General features: G+C 37.7%; 22 protein-coding genes and 1 pseudogene. 17 read left to right on the plus strand and 6 right to left on the minus strand.

Annotated features, from left to right (window positions below; genetic code table 11):
• Positions 1-24: 24 nt before the first annotated feature.
• The gene (gene lepA / locus FOL01_RS04430) at positions 25-1,806 is read right to left on the minus strand and encodes a translation elongation factor 4 (protein ID WP_075269532.1); all 1,782 of its coding nucleotides are present in this window, start codon (positions 1,804-1,806) and stop codon (positions 25-27) included.
• Between the two features lie 234 nt (positions 1,807-2,040).
• Between lepA and FOL01_RS04435 the strand changes: the two genes are divergently transcribed.
• The 4 genes from FOL01_RS04435 (at position 2,041) to FOL01_RS04450 (ending at position 7,248) form a co-directional block, all read left to right on the plus strand.
• Positions 2,041-3,243, plus strand: a complete 1,203-nt coding sequence (locus FOL01_RS04435) for an MFS transporter (RefSeq protein WP_075269533.1) — start codon at positions 2,041-2,043, stop codon at positions 3,241-3,243.
• 292 nt (positions 3,244-3,535) lie between these two features.
• Positions 3,536-3,805, plus strand: coding sequence for a hypothetical protein (locus FOL01_RS04440; RefSeq protein ID WP_075269534.1), 270 nt, complete (start codon positions 3,536-3,538; stop codon positions 3,803-3,805).
• Positions 3,806-4,000: 195 nt separating this feature from the next.
• Positions 4,001-6,220 (plus strand): alpha-galactosidase, encoded by a 2,220-nt coding sequence (locus FOL01_RS04445; protein WP_075269535.1) that lies wholly within the window; start codon positions 4,001-4,003, stop codon positions 6,218-6,220.
• A gap of 83 nt (positions 6,221-6,303) precedes the next feature.
• Positions 6,304-7,248, plus strand: coding sequence for a Dyp-type peroxidase (locus tag FOL01_RS04450; protein WP_075269536.1), 945 nt, complete (start codon positions 6,304-6,306; stop codon positions 7,246-7,248).
• Between the two features lie 79 nt (positions 7,249-7,327).
• On the opposite strand, the gene FOL01_RS04455 is transcribed toward FOL01_RS04450, so the two are convergent.
• Positions 7,328-7,978 (minus strand): DUF3862 domain-containing protein, encoded by a 651-nt coding sequence (locus FOL01_RS04455; protein WP_075269537.1) that lies wholly within the window; start codon positions 7,976-7,978, stop codon positions 7,328-7,330.
• A 164-nt stretch (positions 7,979-8,142) separates the two neighbouring features.
• On the opposite strand from FOL01_RS04455, the gene FOL01_RS04460 reads away from it, so the two are divergent.
• The 10 genes and pseudogenes from FOL01_RS04460 (at position 8,143) to FOL01_RS04505 (ending at position 20,266) form a co-directional block, all read left to right on the plus strand.
• Entirely contained in the window at positions 8,143-9,222 is a 1,080-nt protein-coding gene (locus tag FOL01_RS04460; RefSeq protein WP_083603434.1) for a YdcF family protein, read from the plus strand.
• A gap of 449 nt (positions 9,223-9,671) precedes the next feature.
• Positions 9,672-10,490 (plus strand): DUF308 domain-containing protein, encoded by an 819-nt coding sequence (locus tag FOL01_RS04465; protein ID WP_083603435.1) that lies wholly within the window; start codon positions 9,672-9,674, stop codon positions 10,488-10,490.
• Between the two features lie 395 nt (positions 10,491-10,885).
• Positions 10,886-11,851 carry a D-2-hydroxyacid dehydrogenase gene (locus FOL01_RS04470; RefSeq protein WP_075269539.1) on the plus strand — a complete coding sequence of 322 codons (966 nt, stop codon included), beginning with the start codon at positions 10,886-10,888 and terminating at the stop codon, positions 11,849-11,851.
• A 369-nt stretch (positions 11,852-12,220) separates the two neighbouring features.
• Positions 12,221-13,903, plus strand: coding sequence for a D-lactate dehydrogenase (dld, locus tag FOL01_RS04475; RefSeq protein ID WP_075269540.1), 1,683 nt, complete (start codon positions 12,221-12,223; stop codon positions 13,901-13,903).
• Between the two features lie 458 nt (positions 13,904-14,361).
• Positions 14,362-15,361: pseudogene (trpX, locus tag FOL01_RS04480) on the plus strand (tryptophan ABC transporter substrate-binding protein).
• Positions 15,358-16,260 (plus strand): ABC transporter permease, encoded by a 903-nt coding sequence (locus tag FOL01_RS04485; protein ID WP_075269541.1) that lies wholly within the window; start codon positions 15,358-15,360, stop codon positions 16,258-16,260. The pseudogene trpX and the gene FOL01_RS04485 overlap by 4 nt, the downstream one beginning before the upstream one ends.
• A complete protein-coding gene (locus FOL01_RS04490) occupies positions 16,250-17,023 on the plus strand; it encodes an ABC transporter ATP-binding protein (RefSeq protein ID WP_075269542.1) in 774 nt (257 codons plus the stop codon). Before FOL01_RS04485 ends, FOL01_RS04490 begins: the two co-directional genes overlap by 11 nt.
• Positions 17,024-17,190: 167 nt before the next feature.
• A complete protein-coding gene (locus FOL01_RS04495; RefSeq protein WP_075269543.1) occupies positions 17,191-17,565 on the plus strand; it encodes an MORN repeat-containing protein in 375 nt (124 codons plus the stop codon).
• Entirely contained in the window at positions 17,555-19,402 is a 1,848-nt protein-coding gene (locus FOL01_RS04500) for an acyltransferase family protein (protein WP_075269544.1), read from the plus strand. The genes FOL01_RS04495 and FOL01_RS04500 overlap by 11 nt, the downstream gene beginning before the upstream one ends.
• Before the next feature lie 21 nt (positions 19,403-19,423).
• On the plus strand, positions 19,424-20,266 hold the full coding sequence (locus FOL01_RS04505; protein ID WP_075269545.1) for a metallophosphoesterase family protein: 843 nt from the start codon (positions 19,424-19,426) through the stop codon (positions 20,264-20,266).
• 55 nt (positions 20,267-20,321) lie between these two features.
• On the opposite strand, the gene FOL01_RS04510 is transcribed toward FOL01_RS04505, so the two are convergent.
• Positions 20,322-20,747 carry an Hsp20/alpha crystallin family protein gene (locus FOL01_RS04510; RefSeq protein ID WP_075269546.1) on the minus strand — a complete coding sequence of 142 codons (426 nt, stop codon included), beginning with the start codon at positions 20,745-20,747 and terminating at the stop codon, positions 20,322-20,324.
• Positions 20,748-20,945: 198 nt separating this feature from the next.
• Here FOL01_RS04510 and FOL01_RS04515 point away from each other — a divergent pair, with 198 nt between their 5' ends.
• Together FOL01_RS04515 and FOL01_RS04520 are read left to right on the plus strand one after the other, a co-directional pair.
• Complete coding sequence (locus FOL01_RS04515; RefSeq protein WP_075269547.1) at positions 20,946-22,280, plus strand: threonine/serine exporter family protein; 1,335 nt, start codon at positions 20,946-20,948, stop codon at positions 22,278-22,280.
• Positions 22,281-22,308: 28 nt separating this feature from the next.
• On the plus strand, positions 22,309-23,166 hold the full coding sequence (locus tag FOL01_RS04520; RefSeq protein WP_075269548.1) for a class I SAM-dependent methyltransferase: 858 nt from the start codon (positions 22,309-22,311) through the stop codon (positions 23,164-23,166).
• A 65-nt stretch (positions 23,167-23,231) separates the two neighbouring features.
• Here FOL01_RS04520 and FOL01_RS04525 read toward each other — a convergent pair whose 3' ends face one another.
• A complete protein-coding gene (locus FOL01_RS04525; protein WP_075269549.1) occupies positions 23,232-24,080 on the minus strand; it encodes a hypothetical protein in 849 nt (282 codons plus the stop codon).
• Positions 24,081-24,239: 159 nt separating this feature from the next.
• On the opposite strand from FOL01_RS04525, the gene FOL01_RS04530 reads away from it, so the two are divergent.
• Positions 24,240-24,785 carry a TetR/AcrR family transcriptional regulator gene (locus FOL01_RS04530; RefSeq protein ID WP_075269550.1) on the plus strand — a complete coding sequence of 182 codons (546 nt, stop codon included), beginning with the start codon at positions 24,240-24,242 and terminating at the stop codon, positions 24,783-24,785.
• Between the two features lie 57 nt (positions 24,786-24,842).
• Here the strand turns inward: FOL01_RS04530 and FOL01_RS04535 are convergent, their stop codons facing one another.
• Both FOL01_RS04535 and FOL01_RS04540 read right to left on the minus strand, forming a co-directional pair.
• A complete protein-coding gene (locus FOL01_RS04535; protein ID WP_075269551.1) occupies positions 24,843-25,199 on the minus strand; it encodes a DoxX family protein in 357 nt (118 codons plus the stop codon).
• 21 nt (positions 25,200-25,220) lie between these two features.
• The gene (locus FOL01_RS04540; protein WP_075269552.1) at positions 25,221-26,297 is read right to left on the minus strand and encodes a lipocalin-like domain-containing protein; all 1,077 of its coding nucleotides are present in this window, start codon (positions 26,295-26,297) and stop codon (positions 25,221-25,223) included.
• Positions 26,298-26,360 lie beyond the last annotated feature (63 nt).

Here is a 26,360-nt window from a genome sequence, read left to right on the forward strand (position 1 = left end):
CATTTTGATGAGCGGGTTTCGTTTTTAATTACTATTCATTTGTAAAACAGCATCAAAGACGGATTGTGGTAATTCAATATCACTCTTTTTCACACCTTGACGACGCATCTGTTGTTGTTTCTTTGATACTTTCGTACCTGAAGCTTGAGCTTTACGCAAAGGCGGCACATCAGCGCGAGCAATTGCTCGTCCTTCAACAATAGCCTGTACTGGCATTGCTTGTAGTTTACGAGGAATTAAATCTTTCAGTTTGTCAACCAGTTCGATACCCATACGATTAGCTTTTAATCGATGGACAACGAAAGTTAGTGCGTCAATTTTGGCATAATCGATAGCAACGTCAATTCTAACTAAATCTGATGGTTGGTATTGATCAAACGTTGTTGAAAGGGTGGCGAAACCATGCGAAACAGACTTTAACTCATTAAAGAAATCATAGGCAATTTCTGAAATTGGCATCCGATAAGTAACTAAGAGCATAGCACCAATGGTTTCCAAGTCAACCAATTCACCACGTCGACCTTCTGCCAAACGCATGACGTCATTTAACATCTCATTAGGCATGGTCATTTTAGCTAACATATAAGGTTCCTCTACTAAAACAATTTGTCCATAATCTGGGAACTGGGTTGGATTTTCAACATAAATTGGTTCGTCTTCATTTTTAACAGTAACGCGATAGGTCGAATTAGGCATAGTGGTCAATACATCTAAGCCAAATTCTTCTTTCAAACGTTCACGAATAATTTGCAAATGGAAGATACCTAAAAAACCACCACGAAATCCCATACCAAGGGCTTCGGATTGTTCGGGTTCGTACTGAAAAGCAGCATCATTCAGAGCAAGTTTTTCAATGCCAACTTTTAAATCTTTAAATTCACTGCCGCGAGGGTAAAGACCAGCATAAACCATGGGCTCCACGTCTTGATAACCAGGTAGGGCGGCCGCAACAGGTTGTTTAGCTAGGGTAATTGTATCTCCAACTTTCACAGCTTCAGGGTCTTTGATACCAGTGACGATAAAACCGACATCACCAGCTCTTAATTGTTTAACTGGCGTCATCAATGGCGCGAATACACCCATTTCCTTAATGCCTGATTTAATTTCGTTGGCCATAAATAATACTTGATCATTGTTATTTAACATTCCTTGAACGAGTCGCGCCTGAACAATGATACCTTTATAAGGATCAAATTTTGAGTCGAAAACTAGGGCTTGTAAAGCTGAGTTTTCATCACCGGCTGGTGCAGGGATGCGGTCACGAATAGTTGTTAAGACTGCTTCAACATTAAGGCCACTTTTAGCAGAAATTTTAATGATGTTTTCTGGCGTAAAGGCATCATCCAAATCACCCAGTTGATTAATAGTTGCTTCAACCTCAGCTGCAGCGGTATCAATTTTGTTGACAATGGGGATGATAACTAGGTTAGCTTCTTTTGCAAGGCGATAGTTAGCAACGGTTTGGGCTTGCACACCTTTTGTCGCATCGACCAGTAATAGAACACCATCGGTAGCTGATAAACTACGTGAGACTTCATAGTTGAAGTCCACGTGACCAGGGGTATCAATCAAGTTATATTGATATTCATCACCGTGATCATCAATGAAATAGTTCCGAACAGTTCGTGATTTGACAGTCACACCATGTGCTTTTTCAACGCTTAAATCATCAAGTAGTTGGTCTTCAGCTTCTCGTTCTGAGATGGTACTAGTCATTTCCATAATACGGTCAGCAAGGGTTGATTTACCGTGATCAATATGGGCAACAATGGCAAAATTGCGAATAAATTTTTGACGTGTAGACATTTTAGCTCCTTAAAATCTATAGTGCTCATATTATACCATTTTCATGAAATGTTACGATTTGATATTTTACTTATTTGGCTTGTTAAATGAAATAGAAATATTTTTTAGTAGACTTTATCTATCTTTCTCTGTTATGATATTAAAATTGGTCTCAAATAAAAATAAAGTTTTAGCTAATGGTTGAGAATTATGAATTCAATGAACTGGTGGTTATAACATTAAGGAGGAAGGGAATTGTCAAAAACAGTTAAAAAGGCTCTGTTTATTTTAATTTTTAGTGAATTTTTAGTTTGTTTAGGGATTTCTATTGTTATTCCCGTCATGCCTTTTTTAAGGAATGAATTAAATTTGTCTGGGTTTGATATGGGGGTCATGAATGCGCTGTTTGCTTTTGCGCAGTTCATTGCTTCTCCAATTATTGGGCGAATTTCTGATCAAATAGGGCGTAAACCGATTATACTATTGGGGTTGTTTTTGTTTACTGTCTCAGAGTATTTATTCGCAATCACCAATCAATTATTGGTTTTTGATGTTTCGAGAATCATCGGGGGTATTTCAGCAGCAATGATTGTGCCAACTGAAATGGCTTTGGCTGCTGATATTACAACAAAAAAGTATCGTGCACGTGCCATTGGTTGGCTATCGGCTGCCTTTTCAGGTGGTCTGATCTTAGGCCCTGGTTTAGGAGGTTTACTAGCCAATATTGATTATAAGTTACCTTTCTGGTTTGCAGGTACTTTAGGAATCATCAGTATGATTGCGATGTATTTCATGTTACCTAAGGAACTTGAACAACAAAATCTGGCTGAATATGAAGTTGATGTGCAAGACAACCTTGAACAGCATGACAATATGATGCAAATATTGGGTAAGTCGGGCATTATATTATTTGTTTTGATACTTGTTTCGTCATTTGGATTGCAAGGCTTTGAAAGTATTTATAGTCTATTCGTTAACCAGGTTCATCATTTTAGTTTGAATAATATCGCTTTGGTCTTGACCTTGAACGGGGCACTATCTTTGTTCTTACAGGTTGCGATGTTCGACTGGTTAGTATCTAAGTTTGGCGAAAAGAATATCATTAAATATTGTTTCTTGTTTTCTTTGATTGGTACGATTTGGATCCTAGTTGCACAGTCAAAGGTGGGTGTCATTTTAGCAACCTTGTTGGTCTTTGAAGCATTTGATTTGATTCGTCCTGCAATCACGACTATATTGACTAAAATTAGCCCACATAATCAGGGTGTTATTAATGGGTTGAATATGTCACTAACTAGTGTTGGTAATGTGATTGGTCCATTAGTTGCCGGTGCATTGTTGGATCTTCACCCAAGTTATCCATATATGATTGTCGCTGTTTTCTTGGCGGTTTCGTTCTTAATCACTTTTATGCTTAAGTTCCCCAGAGAAACAAATGAAAAGACAGTACGTCCGTAGAGTAAATGTTATGAGAGATATCCTTTGTAAAGGATATCTCTTTTTTATTATTTTCTTTTAACTGGTCTAACGAGTGTTTTATTATACGTAATTTTTTACGTCGTTTATGCATAATAAGCGAACTTTATTTTTAATATTTAAAAATAATTAAGCATAAATCTAAAAAATACGAATTAAAATTTAAAGTTAAACTATTAAAGTTAGCTTTATTTTGTTTAATAAAAGTGTTAATATATTTTCCATAGGAGTTGTTGTTGATATTTTTAACCTGGTAATTGGGAGGAAAAGTACAATGGATTTTGCAACTGGAGCAATGGGACCAAGTCGTTTACATTATAGTTTTGAGAAGACAGATGTCACTAATTTTGTTGCTGGGGAATCACAAACAGCGACGCAACCACAGGTCAATGACAAACTGATTGCCCATTTTCATGATCTATGTGAGCGCCACCCAACGTGGACATTTGGTCAAATAGCGAGTGGCTTGCATGTTGATGCAGCAACGTTACGACAAATTGAAATTGTGACAAATAGTCGGTTACGTTCGGCGAGAGCTCGTTAAATAATTACTGAATAATTTATGGGATGTGTTAACCAGTTTAATAACATCCAAAACCCATGACTTTCTGTTTTAAAGGAAGGTCGTGGGCTTTTTTAATCATTTGTTACTTTTTAAGTAAGCGGTTACAATATTAATAGAAGTTTATTTATTAATTTAGTGATAAAAGAAGGATGAGCCGCAGCTATGGAGAATTATATGGAAAAAGCAGTCATCACGTTTGATAAAGCGCAACGGACGTTCCATTTGAGAAATGAAAAAATTTCATATTTAATGTCGATTGAAGAAGGCGGTATTTTAAGTCATTTATATTTTGGTAAACGGGTGACGGGATATCATGGCTCTCGTCATTATCCAAGATATGAACGGAAATTATCTCCTAATCTGGCAGGTCGGCCTGGGGCAGTCGATCGGCATTACTCCAAGGATGTGTTGCCACAAGAATTTGCTGGTAATCAAACCGGTGATTTTAGAAGTCCCGCAATTGTCATTAAATCTGCAGACGGTGTCTTGGCAACTGATTTTCGTTATGATTCATATGAAATTTTCCCAGGGAAACCATCATTGACAGGATTGCCGCAAACATATGTCAAACAAGAGGAAGAAGCACAGACCTTAGCTATTAAATTAAAAGATGCGACGTTAAATGCATCGGTCGTGCTTTACTATACAATTTATGCTAATCGGGCCGTGATTACACGATCAACGCAGGTTTTCAATGAAAGTGAATACTCATTTAGTATTGAAAAAGTCGCTTCGTTACAACTTGATTCTCCAAAACAAGCTATGGAGGTTATTTCGTTCCCTGGCTCACAATTCCATGAGCGCCAGGTTGAGCGAGCACCTTTACGCCAAGACATTACAACATTTAGTAGTCGTCGTGGAGCCAGTTCACATCACATGAATCCATTTGTTATTGCAGTTGACCCTAATACTACAGAACAAACTGGTGAGGCGGTGGGAATTCAACTAGTCTATTCAGGAAATCATCAATTTACTTTTGAAAAAGACTATATTGATCAAGTACGTCTCGTGACGGGGATCAATGAAGCTGGCTTTAGCTGGCAATTAGCACCAAACGAAAGTTTTCAATCTCCAGAAGCGATTTTAGTCTATTCAGATGCAGGCTTGAATGGTATGTCACAGACTTATCATCATTTGTTACGTGAACGGGTTGCTCGTGGTACTCATCAATATCAAGATCGACCAATTGTCATTAACAACTGGGAAGCTACCTATTTTGACTTTAGTGCTAAAAAAATTGAAGCAATTTTAGACGAAGCAGCACCATTAGGAATTGAAATGTTTGTTTTGGATGATGGTTGGTTTGGTCAACGTGATGACGATCGTCGTTCATTGGGTGATTGGTATGAATATACAAGTAAGTTAGCCAGCGGTGGTGGTTTACGTGGTTTAGCTGAAAAGGTACATGCTAAGAATATGGCGTTTGGCTTATGGTTTGAGCCCGAAATGATTTCAGAAAATTCAGATTTGTATCGTCAGCATCCAGATTATGCGATTCGCATTCCTAATCGGCCAATGTCGTTATCAAGAGATCAATATGTGTTGGATTTTTCTCGACCAGAAGTTGTCGACAATATTTACGAACAAATGATTGCGATTCTTGATCGGGTACCGATTGATTATATTAAATGGGATATGAATCGTCATATGACTGAGGTTTATTCTGCTGTTTTGAACAGTGAACAACAAGGAGAAGTTTCTCACCGGTATATACTTGGCGTTTATGACTTAGTAGATCGTTTGACAAAACGTTATCCCGATATTTTATTTGAGGGTTGTTCAAGTGGTGGTGGCCGCTTTGATGCGGGGATGCTTTATTATTTCCCACAAACTTGGACATCAGATAGTACTGATGCTGCTGAACGTATTAAAATTCAATATGGGACAACATTTGGCTATCCGGTTTCTAGTATGACGGCGCATGTCGCAGCAGTGCCAAATCCGCAAACACAACGGACTATTTCATTGCAAACACGAGGAGACGTTGCCAGTTCCGGCGTGTTTGGTTATGAACTTGATGTGCAAAAAATGACCGTCGCAGAGAAGCAATTAGTGAAAGAACAAGTTGCATTTTATAAGGCACACCGGCATCTCATTCAATTTGGTGATTTTTATCGTTTGAAGGATCCATTCCAAAGCAATGAAGCGGCATGGGAATTCGTTAGTCCAGACGGTCATGACGTTTTGGTTTATCATTTTAGACTTTTGGCGTCGTCACAACAGAATTTCACTATCACCAAGCTTGTTGGGCTATTACCAGAAGGAATTTATGTTGATCAAGCAACAGGGGAGCAATTCTCAGGTGATGAATTAATGAATATAGGCCGTTATGATGACCCAACCCAAGCAGGAGACTTTACTTCCCAAGTCAGGTCTTATTATTTAGAAAATTAGCATAACAGGGATGTTCTAAATAGTAGTTATCTATTGTATGATTAAGGTGTATTAAAAAATATTTTTTTGGAGGGTGTCCTAAAATGTTTAATGCGAGCCTAGCGCAGGATGTTTGGAAAGATCCAGGTAAGAATGTATCATTTATTGTTTTGGCATTGAATCGCCAAGATTTGACTGATGAACAAGAGCAAGTTGCAAATTTTGCTGATATGTCACAGGCTATCATCCGTTCAATGCGTATTCGCAAACCAGAAGCAGGTTTACAGGTTGCTATCGGGTTTAGTAATCAGGCATGGGACTACCTGTTTCCAAATGCGAAAAAGCCGCAGGAACTAGAGACCTATCAAACATTAACTGGGGCAGAATATAGCATGCCAGCTAGTGATGGCGACATTTTTTTGCATATTCGCGCGAGTGAAGAAGCGGTCGTCTATGAAATTGTTCGTCAATTTATGAAGCTATTGGCACCAGTTACAACAGTTATCGATGAGACCAAGGGTTTTCGCTACCTAGAAGGGCGTGCGATTATCGGGTTTATTGATGGTACTGAGGCACCAGCCCCTGAGGATGCTGCTGATTATGCAATTATTGGTGACGAGGACTCTGATTTTATAAATGGATCTTATGCATTTGCGCAAAAATGGCAGCATGATATGGCATTTTGGGAAAATCTATCCGTTGAACATCAAGAAAAGGCTGTTGGTCGTCATAAATTTGATGATATGGAATTAGATGATGATGATAAATTGGAAAATGCGCACAACGTTGCTTCTAAATTAGAAATTGATGGCGAAGAACAGAAAATTATTCGTATGAATGTCCCATTTTCTGATCCGGCCATGGATTATACCGGTACTTATTTCATTGGTTATGCTCGCCACTGGCAGGTTACAAAGCAGATGTTAGAGCAAATGCTAGAGAAGTCAGATTTTCTACTAACATTCTCAACATTGTTGAGCGGTCAGTTATTCTTTATTCCTTCAAGAGATACATTGGCGGACATTGCAGATGGTAATTTTTTTAATTAATTAGCATAAAATAAAAAAATAGGTTTGAAGCTGATTCCCAGGTGCTACAGTATGGGTGAAGTTTCAAACCTATTTTTATTTAGCGTAATTTTTCTTGTTTTTTATCAGTTGCGGTATTTTGTTCTGAAAAATCAACAGACACAGTTCCGTTAGCACCACCATTTGTGTTATGCCAAACGGCATTAGTTTGGACTTTACCATTAATCCGGGCAAGGGTTAACGAAGCTGGCTTACCATACTTATTAGTTAAGCTATCTAATGAATCACCATCATGTTCATTACTATCTTTGTCTTCAAGTGTGATGGCGTTGTAGTTAGACATCGTCCATTTTTTAGCCAAATTGATGGTTTTCGAATCTAATATGGTCTTAGAAGTTAATTTGGCAGTTTTAGTTGTATCTTTTTGACTTAAGAAGGTTAGCGTGACACCAGTATAATCGCCAGCTATGTTCTTCCAAGAAACAACAGTTATTGTATAGCCATTAGTCTTTGATTTTGACTTTTTGTCTGGTCGACCATATTTAGCGATAACTTCTTCGTAGCTTGCGCCACCTTGGCCATTTTTATTGAAATCACCAATTTTTAGTTTGTCAAAGGATTTTTTGGTCCATTTACTAGCACTGACATTGCTGTCATGATGACTAGTCGTATTTTGAGAGTGTTCTGAGACAACGACGATTAGGATAATTGCAAGTATTCCCGCAACAACGGTAATAATTTTCTTTTTCATAATTTTATTTATCTTTCTTTTTTGAAATAATCTTAATTAAGAATATCATAAAAGTGATACCCTGTAACGTGTCCTTATTTGTTGTATGATTTAGTAGTCTTCTAGCCGGTCTTTTTGTATAATTTTCATATGTGTTAAACATGATTATAGGAGGTATGGCGGAAATGACTATGATAAATGGTGTCGCTAGTGTGCCGTTGATTCTATTGCTGATATTAACTGTGACTTGTATCACCGCATTAGTGTTAAGTATGCGTCAAAATAAGTTTCGATTATTAAATGGGGTTTTGGCAAATTTTTCAGTAATACTACTTGGAATTACACTAATGTTTTTGGTTGAGCTAATGGATATCCAATGGTTAAGAGTAATTTTTTATGTTGGTGTTATCCTTATTTTGATTCCATTAGCAATTTTATATTCGTTGTTAGGGGTTCTATTACTTTGGAATGCTTGGACGGTATGGCGTCGTGAAAGTCATACATTGGGCAATATGCTTACCTTACTCCTAGGTATTTTAATCATTGTCATTTTACCAATTGTACGGTCTATTGATAGTAGATTACTCAGCAATCAGGCAGTTGGCTTATATGTCACGTTGGTTGAACCAGTTATTCTATATTTGGCTTTTTGGTTCTTGGCATTTATTACGTCGTTTATTTTGACCAGATTATATCGACCGAAATATAATCAAGAATATATTATTGTACTAGGACCAGGGTTACTTAATGGTAAAGAAGTTTCACCATTATTGGCTTCACGGATTCAAATTGCTTTGGATTTTGCTAATAAACAGCAATCCAAAACAGGTCACTATCCCTGGTTAATTTTTTCAGGTGGTCAAGGTGGTGACGAGGAATTACCGGAAGGTGTTGCCATGGCTGATTACGCTAATCATCACGGGGCACAAACGAGCCGAGTTTTAATTGAAGATCAGTCAAAAACGACATACGAAAACATGTTGTTTTCAAAGAAAATATTGCAATCACATGGATTGAATTTAGCGCAAGGTCTATTTGCGACGAGTGATTATCATACGTTTAGGGCAGCTGGTTATGCTCGCTTAGTCGGTTTACAAATAGATGGGTTAGGTGCAAAAACCAGTCGGTTCTTTATTCCTAACGCCTTTATTAGAGAGTATATTGCGCTATTAGCTAATCATAAGGTATTTCATGCTATTTGCTTATCAATTATTCTGTTGATTTCAATTGTGAGTTTTATTGTGGGTAATGGTATTTTCTTCTAAAACTTATGGGGAAGTTGGACTGGCATATTTATAAAGTTGACTTATCAATAATTTGGATGATTAACTAATTAGAGATACATTTTTCATGCTGCCCGGTGTCATCAGTTACTTTGTTAAGTGACTGATGTTTTTTTATTTGGATGGGTTCCGTGTTAGTAACACGGTTTTATTTCAATAAATCACTAATCATTGCGATAGCTTTACGTTTTGGTATTATTAGTTTTTTATGTACACAGAACGTCATCATACGCCATATAAATAATCCCATTAGGTGAATTATAGGCGTAATATATCAGACCTAAAACGGTTTGATATAGATTGTTTAGTATTAGAAACTATTATATATAGTGTCGATATTTACGAGTTTGTTAAATGAAACTTAAATTAATTTGTGTGTTGAGGTATAATACCATTGGATATAAATTAATATACATAGGAGTATTGGGCAGATGGGTAAACAACCAGAAAAAAAGATTTTGAGTACGATTGCGATTATTTTAGGAGTGGTGGCATTAGTGTTATCATGGATTCCGTTCATTAACAACTTTGCTGCAATTGTAGCGGTAATTGGATTTATTTTTGCAATCATAGCATTAGTTGTAAATCGGAAACATAAAAAAGTGTTTGCATGGATAGGGTTAGCAATATCAGTGTTAGCATTTGCATTGGTATTAGGTATTCAATCAACATATGAAGATTCATTTAATGACGTTGAGGAAGAGGCAACGGGTACAGCCTCATCAACTGCTTCATCTGAAAACAAAAAATCAAATGATAAAACAGTTACTGTTGATGGTTTGAAATATGATTATAAGGATTCTAAAACATACAAAGTTAATTATTCTGATTCAAGTTGGAATATTGCAAAAATGACTGTTAATTCTGTAACAGTATACAAGTTAGATGATGGATATGAATATGATTCAGCGAATGATGGTGAATTTGATATTGATGGTTTTGTATCAATAAATATGACTATTAATGCTAATCAGGATGTGAATGCTTATCCTACACAATCTACTGTAAGTTTTGATAATGGGGAACAACACGAGAGCGATACAGGAACATGGGATGGCGAAATTGCTAGTGGTGTTACAAAGTCAGGTAACGTTGTTGTTCCAATTACTTCGCTAGATAAGTCTGATTCTATTTCAACTATGCGTTTAAAGTTCGATGCTGATATTTTAACGGAGGATAGTACTGATGCTGAATACGAAGACGAAAATTCAGAACATAGCTATGACATGACGATTGATCTAAATAAATAGGCAAAATGAGCATTTAGTTAAATAGACTAGGTGCTTTTTTAATGGACGATTATCAAATGAAATGGCTTCAAGATAGTTAATCATGCTGGGGTGCCTCGAATTAAAATTCACGGCTTTCTTTATATACTTACGCCGCGCTTGCTATTCGAGCAGACATGAACGTTAAGCAGCTTCAGTATCAACTAGATCATGATGATATACAGACAACGCTGTCAATTTATACCAACATTAGCTCAGTCAGGCAAGGCGAGAACTGCTGATATATTCACGTCTTTGGTTAATTTCTAGACACCTTTTGCGATAGTTTTTTGACCTTACGCAGATACGTTCTCAACAAATTAACGCATTTAGTATGATATACTGAGCATGTAGATTTATAACCAATGGGGGGTATTATGAAAATTGTTGTGTTAGATGGGTTAAGTTTAAACCCAGGGGATTTAGATTGGCATATTTTAGATCAATTTGGTGACGTTGAAGTTTATGATGCAACACCATATGATGATCAAGATGAAATTATCAAACGTTTAGCAGGAGCAGAGGTTGCTTTGGTGAATAAGGTACCAGTGACGTCGGCAATTCTAGATGCTGTACCTGATTTGAAGGTCATTGCTGAAACGGCCACAGGTTATGACAATATTGATGTGGATTATGCGAAAACAAAAGGTGTTGCCGTCGTGAATGTACCGACCTACGGTACTGATGCTGTAGCCCAATTTACTTTTGCACTGTTACTAGCTGTCACGAGTCGTGTTAAGCAACATGATGATTTGGTTCATGCAGGTGAATGGGCCAAAGCGGGTCGTTTTTCATTTTGGGATGCACCATTAATGGAATTAAAAGGAAAAACACTTGGTTTAGTTGGCTTTGGAAAGATTGCGCAAGCAGTTGCTAAGATGGCCTTGGCATTTAATATGCAAGTTATTTTTTATAACCATCGACCACGTGAAGTATTTGATGATAGCATCAAGCAGGTAGATTTAGAAACCTTGTATGCGGAGTCAGATATTATTAGCCTACACATTCCATTTACACCAGAAATGTCAGAATTCATTAATGCGGAAACGCTTGGCAAGATGAAGGATACAGCAATCTTAATCAATACTGCTCGTGGTAAGTTAATTAACGATGCAGACTTAGCCGCTGCCTTAAATAGTAATAAAATTGCTTATGCTGCATTAGATGTTGCAACGCAAGAACCAATTGATGATGATAGTCCTTTGCTAACCGCGAAGCACTGTTATTTGACACCACATATTGCCTGGGCACCATTAGAGACGAGACAACGTCTGTTAGACATCGTTGTTGCAAATATTCAAAGTTATTTGGATCATAAACCACAAAACGTAGTTAATGATTAATTGAAAATATTGAGAAAAGTGATATACAAAAAAGTATGTCACTTTTTTATTTTTATCCAATAAAACCGTTGGAAGCGGTTACAAATTATGGTAAAGTGGATTTTGTACCTTTGGTGGTGTTGAAAATAGGATAGGCAATATCGATTACTAAACACATACGAGATACATAAAATAGGTGATAACCCTTTAAAGTTTTTGTGAATTTTAGAGGATGCCATAAATAAAAAGCTTTTCTTTGTCTTGACCTTTAATTGTGAAAAATAGTACAATTGTAGGTTGCTAAATTTCACAAATTTTTCGTTTTAAAAGCTAAGAAAAGTGGTATATTATAATTATATATTGTACAACTTTAGGAGGTAGGTTAGTTTTATGTCTACGGTGGAGGATTTAAAGGCCATTGTCGGTAGCCGCAATATTGTGACTAACGCGGCCAAATCATTGCGTTATCGTCAAGGATATCGTTCAGGTTACGGAGAGGCACTAGCAGTTGTTATGCCAGGAACTCTTGTTGAAATGTGGAAGGTTTTGCAAGTTTTGCATAGAGATAATATTATCATTCTTATGCAAGCTTCAAATACTAGTTTGACAGAGGGTTCAACACCTACAGAAGGTTATGATCGTGATGTTGTTATCGTTAAAGGTAGCCGCATGAAAGACTTGCAATTGATCAACCAAGGAAAGCAAGTTATTGCCTTCCCAGGAACAACTTTGTTCAACTTGGAAAAGTCATTGAAGCCATTAAATCGTGAGCCACATTCTGTTATCGGTTCATCAACATTAGGTGCATCAGTTATTGGTGGAATTAACAACAATTCAGGTGGCGCGTTGATTCAACGTGGACCAGCTTATACTGAGTTGGCTTTGTATGCACGAATTGATGAAAATGATGAATTACACTTGGTAAATCACTTGGGTATTGATCTTGGTGACACACCAGAAGAAATTTTGGATAACCTTGCAAACCGTCGTTTTGATTTGAACAAGGTGCCAAGTTCTGATGAGCGTGTTGGACACAACCGTGATTATGAGAAGCGTGTTCGTGATGTGGATTCAGATATGCCAACGCGTTATAATGCAGATCCTAAGGGATTGTACGAAGCATCAGGTGCTGCTGGAAAGGTCGCAACATTTGCTGTTCGTTTGGATACTTATCCATCAGCAGGTCAATCACAAGTGTTCTACATTGGAACTAATTCACCAGCTGTTCTAGAAAAGATGCGTCGTCACATTTTGGCTGAATTTAAGAACTTACCAGTATCAGGTGAGTACATGCACAAAACAGCCTATGAATTGGCCAAGATTTATGGTAAGGATTCATTAATGGTTATCGACAAGCTAGGAACAGGTATGTTACCTACAATGTTCGGTATGAAGGCATCTGCTGAGCGTATGCTTGGTCATGTACCGTTCTTTAAGCCATACTTCCCAGATCGTTTCTTGCAAAAGGCTGGACATTTGTTCCCTAACCAATTGCCAAAGCGTATTGAGGATTATGCGAACCGTTTTGATCACTACGTGCAATTGAAGATGTCAGGAGCAGGTATTGACGAAGCTCGTGCATACTTGACTGAATTCTTCAAGGAAGAAGAAGGTGATTTCTTTGAGGCTAATGCCGATGAGACAAACAAGGCTTCATTGCACCGTTACGTAACGGCATCAGTTCCTATTCGTTACCAAGAATTAAAGCAAGATTCAATTGATATTTTGCCAATTGACGTTGCGCTACGTCGTAATGATGATGACTGGTTCGAGCACCTACCAAAGGAAATTGATGACAAGATCGAATACAAGTTGTACTACGGTCACTTCCTTGATCACGTTATGCACCAAGACTACATTTTGAAGCCAGGTGTTGATGGTCATGAGTTAAAGAAGGAAATGTTGAAGTTGTTTGATAAGCGTGGTGCGATCTACCCAGCTGAGCACAACGTTGGTCACTTGTATGAAGCAGCTCCTGCATTGCTTGAGCACTACAAGAAGAACGATCCAACGAACAGTTTCAACCCTGGACTTGGAAAGTCTTCAAAGAAGAAGTGGTGGGAAATCTACTAATAGCTGAATCTATTAGTTCAGACACTACTGAAATAAAAAATGAAGCAATAGTTGTTATCTCTGTTGAGATGACAGCTATTGCTTTTTTCACTGATTAATATGAGTGATTTTTCATTTTATTTAATCGTATTTTCCTTTTTGTACTTGACAACTCATAAAACTTTGCCTAAACTTAAGGCAATCAATAAGTAGAAAGGACGAAAGAGAATGCAAAAGTCAGTTAATAACAGTTTGAATATGGCTTGGCAAAGCCGACACTTAAGGTCGTAATTCCGATAATGGGTACGATCTGGCAAACAGTTTGTATCCGTGTCGACTTCTTTTTCGTTTGTCAAAGTCTGCATGGTCCAACATAGCAGGCTTTGGCGTAACCATTTTTAGGGTAAACCAGAGTATGCTGGTTTGCCCTTATTTTTTTGTCAAATTTACCTAATAATCTATGAATTGGAGTGAATGAAATGAAACGAATGATTACGTTTATCGGGGCAATCTTAGTTTTCTTAGGGTTTGCCTTGGTAACTCAGCCAGCACAAAATGCAAATAATAAGTTAGCCCAGCACAAAGTAATCAAGGTTGGTATTTTACAATTAGTCAGTCATCCAGCTTTGAATCAGATCCACCAGGGAATTATCAGTGGTTTGAAAGACGAAGGTTTTAAAGAGGGGAAAAACATCAAAGTTAAATTTCAAAATGCTCAGGGAGATCAAAGTAATCTGAAGACGATGGCACAACAATTGGCAAATCGTGATGATATTTTATTTGGTATCGCAACGCCAGCCGCTCAGTCACTGGTAAACGCAGCTAATAAGACAACACCTGTTATGATGGCCGGAATTAGTAATCCAGTTGGCGGGGGGCTAGTTGAGTCAGAAAAGCGTCCTGGTGCGAACGTAACGGGTTCTTGACTCTCCCTTAGATAAACAGTTGCAATTGATACGAGACGTCATGCCACAAGCCAAAAAAATCGGTGTGGTCTACACGTCTTCTGATTCTGGTGGTCAGAGTAATGCAAAAAAGTTTGAAAAGCTCGTTAAAAAAGCCGGCTTACAGCCAAAAATGTATACGATTGCTAATACTAATGATATGCAACAAATTAGCCAACAGATGGCCAGTGATGTTGATGTCATTTATGCACCGCAAGATAACGGTGTTGCTTCATCGATGAAGACATTGGTTAACAATGCAAATCAAGCTGGCAAAGCGGTTTTCCCTGCCGCTGATACCATGGTTGCTGACGGCGGTACTGCTTCTTACGCCATCGACCAACATGACTTAGGTCGTACAGCAGGACATATGGCCGCTAAAGTGATACATGGTAAAAAGCCTGCGAACTATCCAGTCGAATATGTTGTTAAAGGTAAATACGTGATCAATCAAAAACAAGTTGATAAATTAAACATTCAAATACCAGAAAAAATCATGCAACAAGCACACAAAAATGGGAGGGTAATCAAATGAGTTTAATCACATCAAGTATCGGACAAGGGTTACTCTGGGCCATTTTAGGGGTCGCTTTATTTTTGACCTTCAGAATCTTGGATTTTCCAGATATGACGGTTGAAGGAACTTTTCCCCTTGGGGCTGCTGTCACTGTTACTGCCATTACCAACGGGGCTTCGCCTATGTTAGCGACACTGTACGGCTTTCTAGCCGGAGCTGCTGGGGGTCTAATTACGGGTTTGCTATATACCAAAGGTAAGATTCCCATTTTGTTGGCTGGAATTTTAGTTATGACTGGTTCTTTATCGGTCAACTTGCGTATCATGGGCGGATCTAATGTTTCTTTGATTGGGAAAACGACTTTCTTCTCAGCTAACTTTTTCCAAACTTTGCCTAAGTATTTTGACAGCATTATTATTGGTGGCATTACCATTATTAGCATTACTATTTTAGTGATATTGTTTTTAGCAACGAATCTTGGCCAGGCTTTCATTGTAACGGGTGATAATAAGAAGATGGCACGTTCACAGGGAATCAATACTGACAACATGACCATCTTAGGTTTGACATTATCTAATGGTTTAGTTGGGTTATGTGGTGCTTTGATTTCACAAAGTAATGGCTATGCCGATGCCAACATGGGAATTGGTATCATTGTAGTCGCATTAGCTTCGATTATTATCGGTGAAGTAGTATTCGGTGAATTGACCTTAAATCAACGTTTAGTTGCCGTTGCACTTGGTAGTATTATCTACCGTTTTGTACTGTTGTTGGTCTTGCAACTTGGTTTTTCAACCAACGATTTAAACTTAATTTCTGCAATCATCTTAGCACTCAGTATGATGTTACCTAATTTACGCAATGCGTTGCATTTAAATGATATTTTACGAAAGGGGCTCAGTACAAATGACAAGTAGTAATCAAGCAGTTCTAGAATTGAAGGATGTTTCCACGATTGTAAATCGTCATACACCCAATCAAACGAAAATATTAAAGGGCCTAAATTTAACTGTTTATCCTGGTGATTTTATTACCGTCATCGGATCAAATGGGGCTGGTAAATCTACCTTATTCAATACCATTTCAGGTGACATTTTACCAGCTGCAGGCCAAGTCTTGCATAATGAGCAAGATATCAGTCGGACTTCAGTTGAAAAACGGACAAAGTTTTTAAGCCGTGTTTTCCAAGATCCAAAGATGGGGACTGCTCCAAGAATGTCAGTTGCTGAAAATCTACTATTAGCTACAAAACGTGGTCAAAGACGCAACTTACAGTTCCGTAATTTACGTGGGAATAAGGAGCGTTTTAAAAAATTAGCAGCCGGCATGGGAAATGGGTTAGCACAACGCCTGGATACCCCGACTGAGAATTTATCTGGTGGACAACGTCAAGCTTTAAGTTTTTTAATGGCCACATTAAATCGTCCAGATATTTTGTTGCTGGATGAACATACAGCAGCACTTGACCCAAAAACGAGTGCTGCCTTAATGGAACAAACAAGTCAAACAGTCGCTGAACAAAAGTTAACTTGCTTAATGATCACTCATCATATGGAAGATGCCCTAAAATACGGTAACCGTTTAGTAGTATTGCATGATGGGCAGATCACTTTAGATGTTAGAGGCGCTGACAAAGATCAATTGACGATTCAACAGATTATGAATCTTTTCGTGGATTAGCAAATAATAAAAGGATTTTAATAAGGCAGACTAGCTCCAACTGGTCTGCCTTTTGTTTGTTGTTTTTTAAATAAGTTATAGGTAATTTGAAAGCGCTATGCAAGTAGCGTGATGTATTCTATTATTAATATAAACTAATGATGGGGTTGAAAAATTGAGGAGTATTTATGAAACTAAAAAACATCATACAAGGGTTAGTTATCGTTGTGTTGTTAATTGCGGCGGTATATAGTTTGCTTCCTGATAAGCCAAAACACAATCAGCGCTTATCAATTGATGATGGCGGTATTATTTATCAGGGCAGTATGTTTAAACAAAAATTTAACGGGCAGGGAACCGTTAAATTTAAAAATGACGATACCTACGTGGGTCATTTTACTAATGGGCAATTTAATGGGCAAGGTAGATTTATTTCTCATAATCATTGGGAATTTAAGGGCCAGTTTAAAAAGAATTTACCGCATGGGCAAGGCGTTTTAAAAATGAACAAGCAAAGTTATCAAGCAACCTTCAAAAAGGGGGAATTGATCAATGCGCATTAAATGGTTTAGTTTTGTCCGTATTGCCGGTTTGTTAGCAGTATTGTCTTATCACTTCTTTTCGAACGCTTATTCAGGTGGCTTCATTGGTGTTGATATATTCTTTACTTTTTCAGGATTTTTGATTACGGCTTTGATGATTGATGAGTTTGCCAAATCACGTCAGTTCAAATTAATAAAGTTTTACCAACGCCGATTTAATCGCATCGTGCCTCCATTATTGTTATCAATTTTGGTGGTGATACCATTTACATATTTTGTGAGTCCGGATTATATTACTGGTTTAGGTAAACAGGTGGCAGCAGCTATCGGATTTACGACAAATTATTTTGAAATTGCAACTGGTGGTAGCTACGAAAGTAAGTTTATTCCTCATCTATTTGTGCATACTTGGTCTTTAGCGGTTGAAATGCATTTTTATATTTTATGGGGATTAGTAGTTGCGCTGATTGCTAAAAGGCTTCGTCATTCGCAGTTGAGCCAAGGTGAAGCACTGAAGACTTTTCGGGTTCGGTTATCAATGTTGTCGATGATTGTCATTATTATTAGTGTTAGCGTCATGGGGTTGCGGAGCTTCGGTCTAACGGATTACTCGGCCGTCTATTTTTCAAGTTTGACGCATTGTTTTCCCTTTTTTGTTGGTGCACTTACTGCGACATTGACTGGAATTCAATCAATACCACGACGGTTCATGAAACAGTTGAAGCACGCAAAACCATTGACAACAGTCATTGAAATATCGGGAGCATTCATTATTTTGGGTGTACTGGGATACGTGATGACATTTGATAGCCACTTCACTTATTTAGGTGGTCTATTATTGGCAAGTGTTATATCTGCTTTTGCAATTGTCAAAGCACGTACGTTACACCAAGTCACACCAAATATCGATGAGCCTAAGTGGGCGACGTTTATTGCTGATATCAGTTATAGTATGTATTTGTACCATTGGCCGTTATTTGTTATTTTTTCACAAATGACCAGTGTATTTTGGGCAGTTATCTTGACTGTTGCGATTGGAGTGCCTTGCTCAGCAATTTCGTATTATATTATTGAGCCAATTTTGGCTGGTAAGCATCCCCATGCTATCAAAAAAGTGAACACACTACCTAAAGTGAAATCGTTGATGTTATTAGTCACCATTGTTTTATTAGGTGTTACCGGGTATACCATCTATCAAGCGCCAAACTTAACGAGTCTGGAACAACGTTTGTGGACGGGGAGCCTTTATCAAGCACGAGATAATTTGAATACAACGAAAGATGTTGTTGCGGCATCTATTAAGCAACAAAAATTAGCTAAAGAAAATAAAAAAGCGGCCACAATTCCTAAAGGCGTCTCTGTTATTGGCGATAGCGTCACATTAGGTACCCGTGATTATCTACAAAAAAATGTTGCGGATAGCACGGTCGATGCTGCTGGCGAACGTACGATGGATTTGGCCTATCAAGTGATGATGCGAGCACAATCTAATAAAATCTTGCGGCAAAATGTTGTTATCTGTATTGGCACAAATGCCTTAGCGGGTAGTCAAGAACAATTAAATAAATTGGTTCATGACTTAGCGCCTGGTCATCGCTTGATCATTGTAACACCATATGATCGTCGTGCAGATGATACTTGGAATTCTTCAAAATTAGCAGATTTTGAACGGTCGTTACCTCAAAAATATGATTATGTGACGGTTGCTGATTGGCAAAAGAAGGCGCAAAAACATCCAGAGGTCTTTGAAGGTACTGATGGGGTCCATTTTGCAGGTAGACATGCCGGTGATGTTATCTATGCAGAAACTATTAACGAAGGATTACAAACGGCCGTCAAGGGACCAGTAAAGAAATAATGTTTGAAAGGGTCGTAAAAAATGACAAAAAGAATTGCTTTATTATCGGATATTCATGGCAATCAGACCGCGTTAAAAGCAGTGATTGCAGATTTATCTAAGCAAGCTATTGACGACTGCTGGTTTTTAGGTGATCTTGTCATGCCTGGACCGGCAACTAATGAAGTGTTTGAGCTATTAGAAAACATTAATACGTCTGTTTATATTAGGGGGAACTGGGATGATTGCTTTTTAGATGTCCAGCAGAAAAAAGTGGGGGTCCATTTTGATGATCCATCGGACGTTTATATTGGATTACTTGGCCAATATGTGGCTGAACATTTGAAAGTTGACTACCAAAACAAACTAAAATCATTGCCGATTCATACAACCAAAGAGGTTAATGGCTTGTCAATCAACCTGTCACATAATTTGAATACGCTTAATTCAGGACCAGCATTATTAGCAGATGCAGCTACGAGTCATTTTGATGAGTTATTTTTAAACCAGACAACTGATATTGCGGTATATGGGCATGTCCATCATCAAATGTTACGTTATAGTAGCCAAGACCAAATGGTTATTAACCCAGGGTCTGTCGGACAACCATTTTTTAAATATGGACGTTTGAATGCTGATCGACGAGCACAATACGCAATTTTGGAAATTGATGATGCTGGTTTGGCAGAAGTGACTTTCCGCAAAGTGGGTTATGATTTGACCCAAGAATTAGATTATGCGAAAGAATCAGTTTTACCATATTTGAATTTGTATCAAGAAATATTATTTGATGGGGTAGCGCATACTCATGATGATGAGTTATTAGGAAAAATAAACCAACAATATGGTTATGTGGAGTTATTGCAACAGTTAATTAATAAGTAGTAAAAAAGCAAGCGCACAACTTTGTGCGCTTGCTTTTTAGTTTTAAACTGATTGACTAGTCAATCGTAATCTGTTGCTTGTCGCTGTTTTCTGACTTTGGTAATGTAATTTTTAACACACCATCATCAACTTGTGCCTTGATTTTATCTAGCGCAACCTCAGGTAAATAATAACTCCGTTGTACACGACCTTCCGTACGTTCGTGGGTTATGATATTGCCTTTGTCGTCTTTTTCAGTATTAGAAGAGTGTCTTGTAGCGGTAACCGTTAACGTATCACCTTGATAGCTTAAATTAATATCTTTCTTATTAATTCCAGGAACATCTACTGATACTTCATAATGATCATCTAAATCTACAACATCACTCTTCAACTGCTGACTCTCAGCACTAAATGCAGGCATTAGATGATTAAAATCATTAAAGAAGTGATCCCAATCATGAAACATACCATTAAAACGATCTGATAATTCGTTTGCCATAATAACTTCCTCCTAAACTGTGTGATTTAGAGATTGATAAATTTATCACTATCTCTACTTTTATTGTAGGAGTGACATTTTTAGATTGCAAATAATTACACTTTGAGACAGCTAGTTAAGAAATATCAGTCATGCAGAAAAGCTATGTTACAATAAAAAGTATTGAAAATTGATGTACAACGAAGAAGGCTTTTAAAAATGGTAGAAAAAGATGGTGGACTAATGGCTAATCATATGCAAATTCCTTGGAAGGAACTTGCTGATAAAGAAGCCAATCAGTTAGTCATTAATGCATCGCTGAAAGAAAAGACCATTATTGTTGGTCGAGTAGGATTAATCATGCTGTCTTGTGGAACGGGAGCTTGGCGTGTCCGTGAAGCAATGAACACAATGGCACGGATTTTAAAAATATATTGTTCAGCAGATATTGGCTTGATTTCCATTTCATATACATGTTTTGATGGCGTGAATAGTTACACGGAGTCGTTATCATTAAAATCTAGTGGCGTAAATACCGATAAGCTGACTAATATGCAACAGTTTGTGACCATGTTTCAAAACGAAGGGGCTTTCCTGAAAGTAAAAGATGTTCATCGACTGCTGGATCAAATTAATGCCAAAAAAGGTAATTATACACCAGTCTTGCTGGGGTTAGCTGCGGCATTGGCCTGTTGTTCCTTCGTGTTCTTACTAGGTGGTGGTCCTGTAGAAATGTTGTGTAGCTTTTTCGGTGCCGGATTAGGTAATTATACGCGAGCCAAAATGAACGGTAAGCATTTAACTTTGTTTGCCGGTTTAGCTGCGGGTGTTGCAGTGGCTTGTTTAACGTACTTGATCTTTTCACGAGGACTTGAGTTACTTTTCAACATCAATGTGGGTCATGAAGCTGGTTATATTGGGGCAATGTTATTTGCGATTCCAGGATTTCCTTTTATTACTAGTGGGTTAGATTTAGCTAAGTCAGATATGCGGTCGGGTATTGAGCGATTGGTACATGCCGTATCTATCATTGTTATTGCAACACTAGTCGGCTGGTTAGTGGCGTTAGCTAGTGATTTAAAGCCAGACAGTTTTTTACCATTAGGACTAGGTCCATGGTTGATTTGCCTATTTAGAATTCCAGCGAGTTTTTGTGGGGTATTTGGTTTCTCGATTATGTTTAACAGTCCAGTTAAGATGGCTGCAACGGCCGGCTTGATTGGAGCGGTTGCTAACACCCTTCGTCTTGAATTAGTTGACTTAACATCACTTCCTGCGGCAGCAGCGGCTTTCATTGGTGCATTAACTGCGGGTATCTTAGCATCATTATTCCATAAACGAATGGGATATCCCCGTATTTCATTGACCGTACCGGCTATTGTGATTATGGTGCCTGGGTTATACATGTACCGGGCGATGTATTATATTGGTGTGGGAAGTATTGCCAATGGTGCTCAATGGTTCGTTTCGGCTATGATGATTGTTTTGTGCCTGCCACTTGGATTAATTGTGGCTCGCATGATAATGGATCCTGATTGGCGGCATGCCAAATAACTAAGTCATCAATAAATGGGGGGAGCTTATGACAAAACAAAATGATATTAGTGATAATTTAGCAAGTTGGGAAGATCGCGCAAATGTTCACGCAAATGGGGGTTATGGTGACTTAGATGAGTTTGTTAATGATTCATCGGCCATTACTGGTACAGTTAAGCGTGATTTAGATGTGCTACAGCCATTTTTACCACAGCAGTCGCTGACAGGGCAACGATTATTGCACCTACAATGCCATATTGGTAATGATACGATTAGTTGGTGGCGACTAGGCGCACAAGCGGTTTATGGGCTTGACTTTTCACCACGTTCATTAGAATATGCACGTCGGTTAACGAAACAGGCAGGCGCTGCTGTTACCTATGTTGAAAGGGATGCACGTTTCGCATCCACTGCTTTACCAGATAAATTAGGACAATTTGATGTCGTGATAACTAGTGCAGGCACGATTACATGGTTACCTGATTTAAAAGATTGGGCAGAATCAATTGCTGATTTATTAGCGCCCAACGGAATCTTTATGATTCGCGATAACCATCCATTATTATTTGCCCTTGATAATGAGGGGATGACCATAAAGAACGATTATTTTAGTGGTACTGAGTCTTCATATGATGCCGATACTTCATATACAGTTGTGACGGATAGTTCTGAAAAACAAACCTTAACTCATCAACGTAATCATAATTGGGCACATGATTTTCAAGAAATTATTTCAGCATTACGGGAAGCTGGTTTAGTAATTGAATCATTGGGGGAACATCGAGAAACAGATTGGCAAGCACTACCAATGCTTACTTTTGATCGTGATAAAGAAGGATGGGTATTGCCAGCAGGCTATCCACAAATTCCATTAACATTTTCGATAGTTGCTCGAAAAAATTAAGTTGTCATAAAGAAAAAACAGTGTCGAACGTATGATCGTTCGGCACTGTTTTGTGTTACAACTAATTAATTCTTCTTTGCCATGTGATGGATGGCTGTTTCCAACGCTCTTCTTTGAATAAATGATGGATGTTGTTGGGCAGCAATGTGTAGCCCATTGTTAAATTCAACCATCAAGTGCCACTTATGACCATCGGCGATATCTTTAGGAGCACCTTCCGGCAGCAAAACACCTAATTTGATTTTCATACCGTCTTCTGTACCTGTTAGTTGGTGCATTCCCAACATCTTAGTATCCAAGCCAGTGTTCTTTAAGAATGTGTTTCCAGCCATGACGATATCAGCATTTTCTTTAGGTTTTACTGAAAAATCAGGTTCAATCTTGCCGGGCTTTAAGTCAAGATATGAAGGATCCTTATACATACCAAATGTTTCGATAATGACTTGCTTACCAGACTTGTCAGCATCAAAATAGTAATGTTCTGGGTGAATCATTGAAGGCATGTATAGATTGTTTTCTTTGGCTAATTTCTGATTAAACATCATGAATTGTACTAAGGTAATACCATGTACTTCAACGTCAACGTAGGCTTCTTGCATGTTGACACCTTCACGTGAATTATTAGCAATTTCAGTCCACATGTCATCACCACGCACGATTTCAGGTTTAAATAATTCCAAAGTCTTTTCTTTACCAATATCTTCACGAGTTTGTGCTAAAGCTTCTTTTGCTTCAGACAAAGGTAGTCTTAACAAATCCTCGTAGGGGATGACTGTATTATCTTTTTTAATATCAATATTCTTGTCATTGAATATTTTAAAAACATGATGGTACCGACTTAACTCCATATCAAGAATTTCTTCTTCACTAACAGGTTGTCCATCAACAGAAAAGTTAACTGTGTAGTTATCCATAATTATCATGCTCCTTTGTGTTGTTGTGCGATTACTTATTATTTTGTTTATTAATTTATAAGTAAAGTATATAAATTAAGACGATTAATTAACACGTCAACATTTTAAATAGTGTATAATAAAACAACAGTTGTAGAATAAAAGTGGGGGGGATTGTATATGGATTTAAGATTTTTAAGAACTGAAACAATGATAAAGGAAAAATTCATCGAACAATTGTTGGTGATGCCATTTCATGATATGACAGTAACTAAGTTGGCTAAGATAAGTATGATTGATCGAACGACATTTTATACACACTATTCAAGTACATTTGAATTAGCTTCTGCACTAATCGCAGATTACTTAGCACCATTTAAGAGTGCTTTTGAACAAGGGGAAAAGCAAAGGCATTTACAAAGTAGTTTTGATAGTTATAGCTTCTTCTCCGATGAGTTGGTTGATTATTTATTAGACAATAAACAAACCATTCAGTTATTACGAGAAATTTCTTTAGGGAAAATGAGTTTTGATCCGCAACTTCGACAATTATTTGTTGATATTTATTCAAAGATATTTAACCGTAAACAGTCTGATTTTGTGATTTATTTAGTGGTCAGTTTAGCGATGAGTAATGTTGACTTTATTTTGAATGAAGGGCGGTTACCAAAACGTGAAGAGCTGCAGGATGGCATTGATTTAATGTCGGCAGCTATTAATAAATAAAACTCTCAAAGAATTTTTTCTTTGAGAGTTTTTTATATAATATATAGTTAGTAGTAATTAGACGGCATAAACGGCAATTGCTAACAATAATAGGAATACAACCGTTACAAAGGTTGCATTTTGGTATTCTTTAAACTTTAAATGTGTAAAGAAGGCTCCTAGCATAATGATCATCAAGCCAATAGCTGCCCACATCGTTAATACGGGTAGAATACTTGTTGCTTTAGGCAAAATTAGTCCTAAAGCCCCTAACATTTCTGCCGTTCCGATGAACATAATGAGACCTTTTGATTCGAGATGGTCCATTTTTTTCAATTCGGCTTCCTTTTTATTGTATTGAAAAGTCTTAGAATAGCCGGAACTTAAGAACAGTAACGCTAGTAAAATTTGTAAAATCCAAAGTACGATTACCATGGGGATGTATCTCCTTATAAATTATTCATCAATTGTTTTACCGAAGTACATTAATTCCCAGATACCATCGGGATTAACAGCCTCATCAACAATTTTATTGTCTGCATATTTTGTTACCTTGATGGTACCAGTAAAACGTAAATAAGCGCCATCAAAGCCGCTTAACTTGGCTAATAGTTTTTTAATACCGGTCATTTCATCAATCATTTTGAAACCAGAGATAATGTTGTCCATGTTATAAGTCACAACATAGGTATTTTTTTCGCCTTTAACAGTATACTTCAAGTTTTTTTGCACGGGCTTTTTAGTATGCTCATCAATGAAAACATCAGAATCTTCAACGACCATATTACTTTCATCACCACTAATGATTTCACCATGGTCAGCAATCATCATAACGGGGAGTTTGCTATAACCATATGCTTTTTCTGCGGTTGTTTCTGTTGAAATAACTTTATAATCACCAACATCCGCACGACCCCAATACCAATGATGCATCATCTTTATCATCAGTTCATCACCCCAGTTGTGGTCGTGATAGCCTTTACCAGTTATGTCGCTTGTTTGACCATTTGTAGTTAGTGTACCAGTAACGTCAGCGGCAGGGACGGCAGGTAACCAACTAAATTGTTTATCACCAAATAAATTGGCACCAGCAGCAGGACGCCATGAAGAAAGGATGTTTTTAATGGTTAAATCAGCTACGAAACCGTTCTTTTCAAAGTGTAAAGTATATGTTTTTAAATCACCAGTTAGGTAATTTTTGCCGATATGGACATCGCAATAATCAGTACGCGCAGAAAACTCTTGTGCGGTGACATCTTCACGATAACTTGTTGTTTTGCCATCAGTATCAGTTACTTCAAACGATACCCAAGGTTTTAATTCGGTACTTAAATTAAAAGGATCTTTCGTCATAAAGGTGGCAACAACATTACGACCATCTGTTAAGTTAGCGTCAAAATACCACCATTCGAAGTTCTTTTCATCAGCTTTTGTACGCATACCATCTTCTCTAGGAAGAATCGTATTTGGTGTCACATTAAAGCGAGTGTAATCTTCGGGTTTATTTGCTGCACGAGCAATCATCTTTGCCATAAATACTCTCCTTATCAATATCTCTTATTATATGATATCCTTAGAGTAAACGCAGGCTTTACA

The sequence above is a fragment of the Weissella thailandensis genome, from assembly GCF_001932615.1.
In the GTDB taxonomy this organism is placed as follows: Bacteria; Bacillota; Bacilli; order Lactobacillales; family Lactobacillaceae; genus Weissella; species Weissella thailandensis.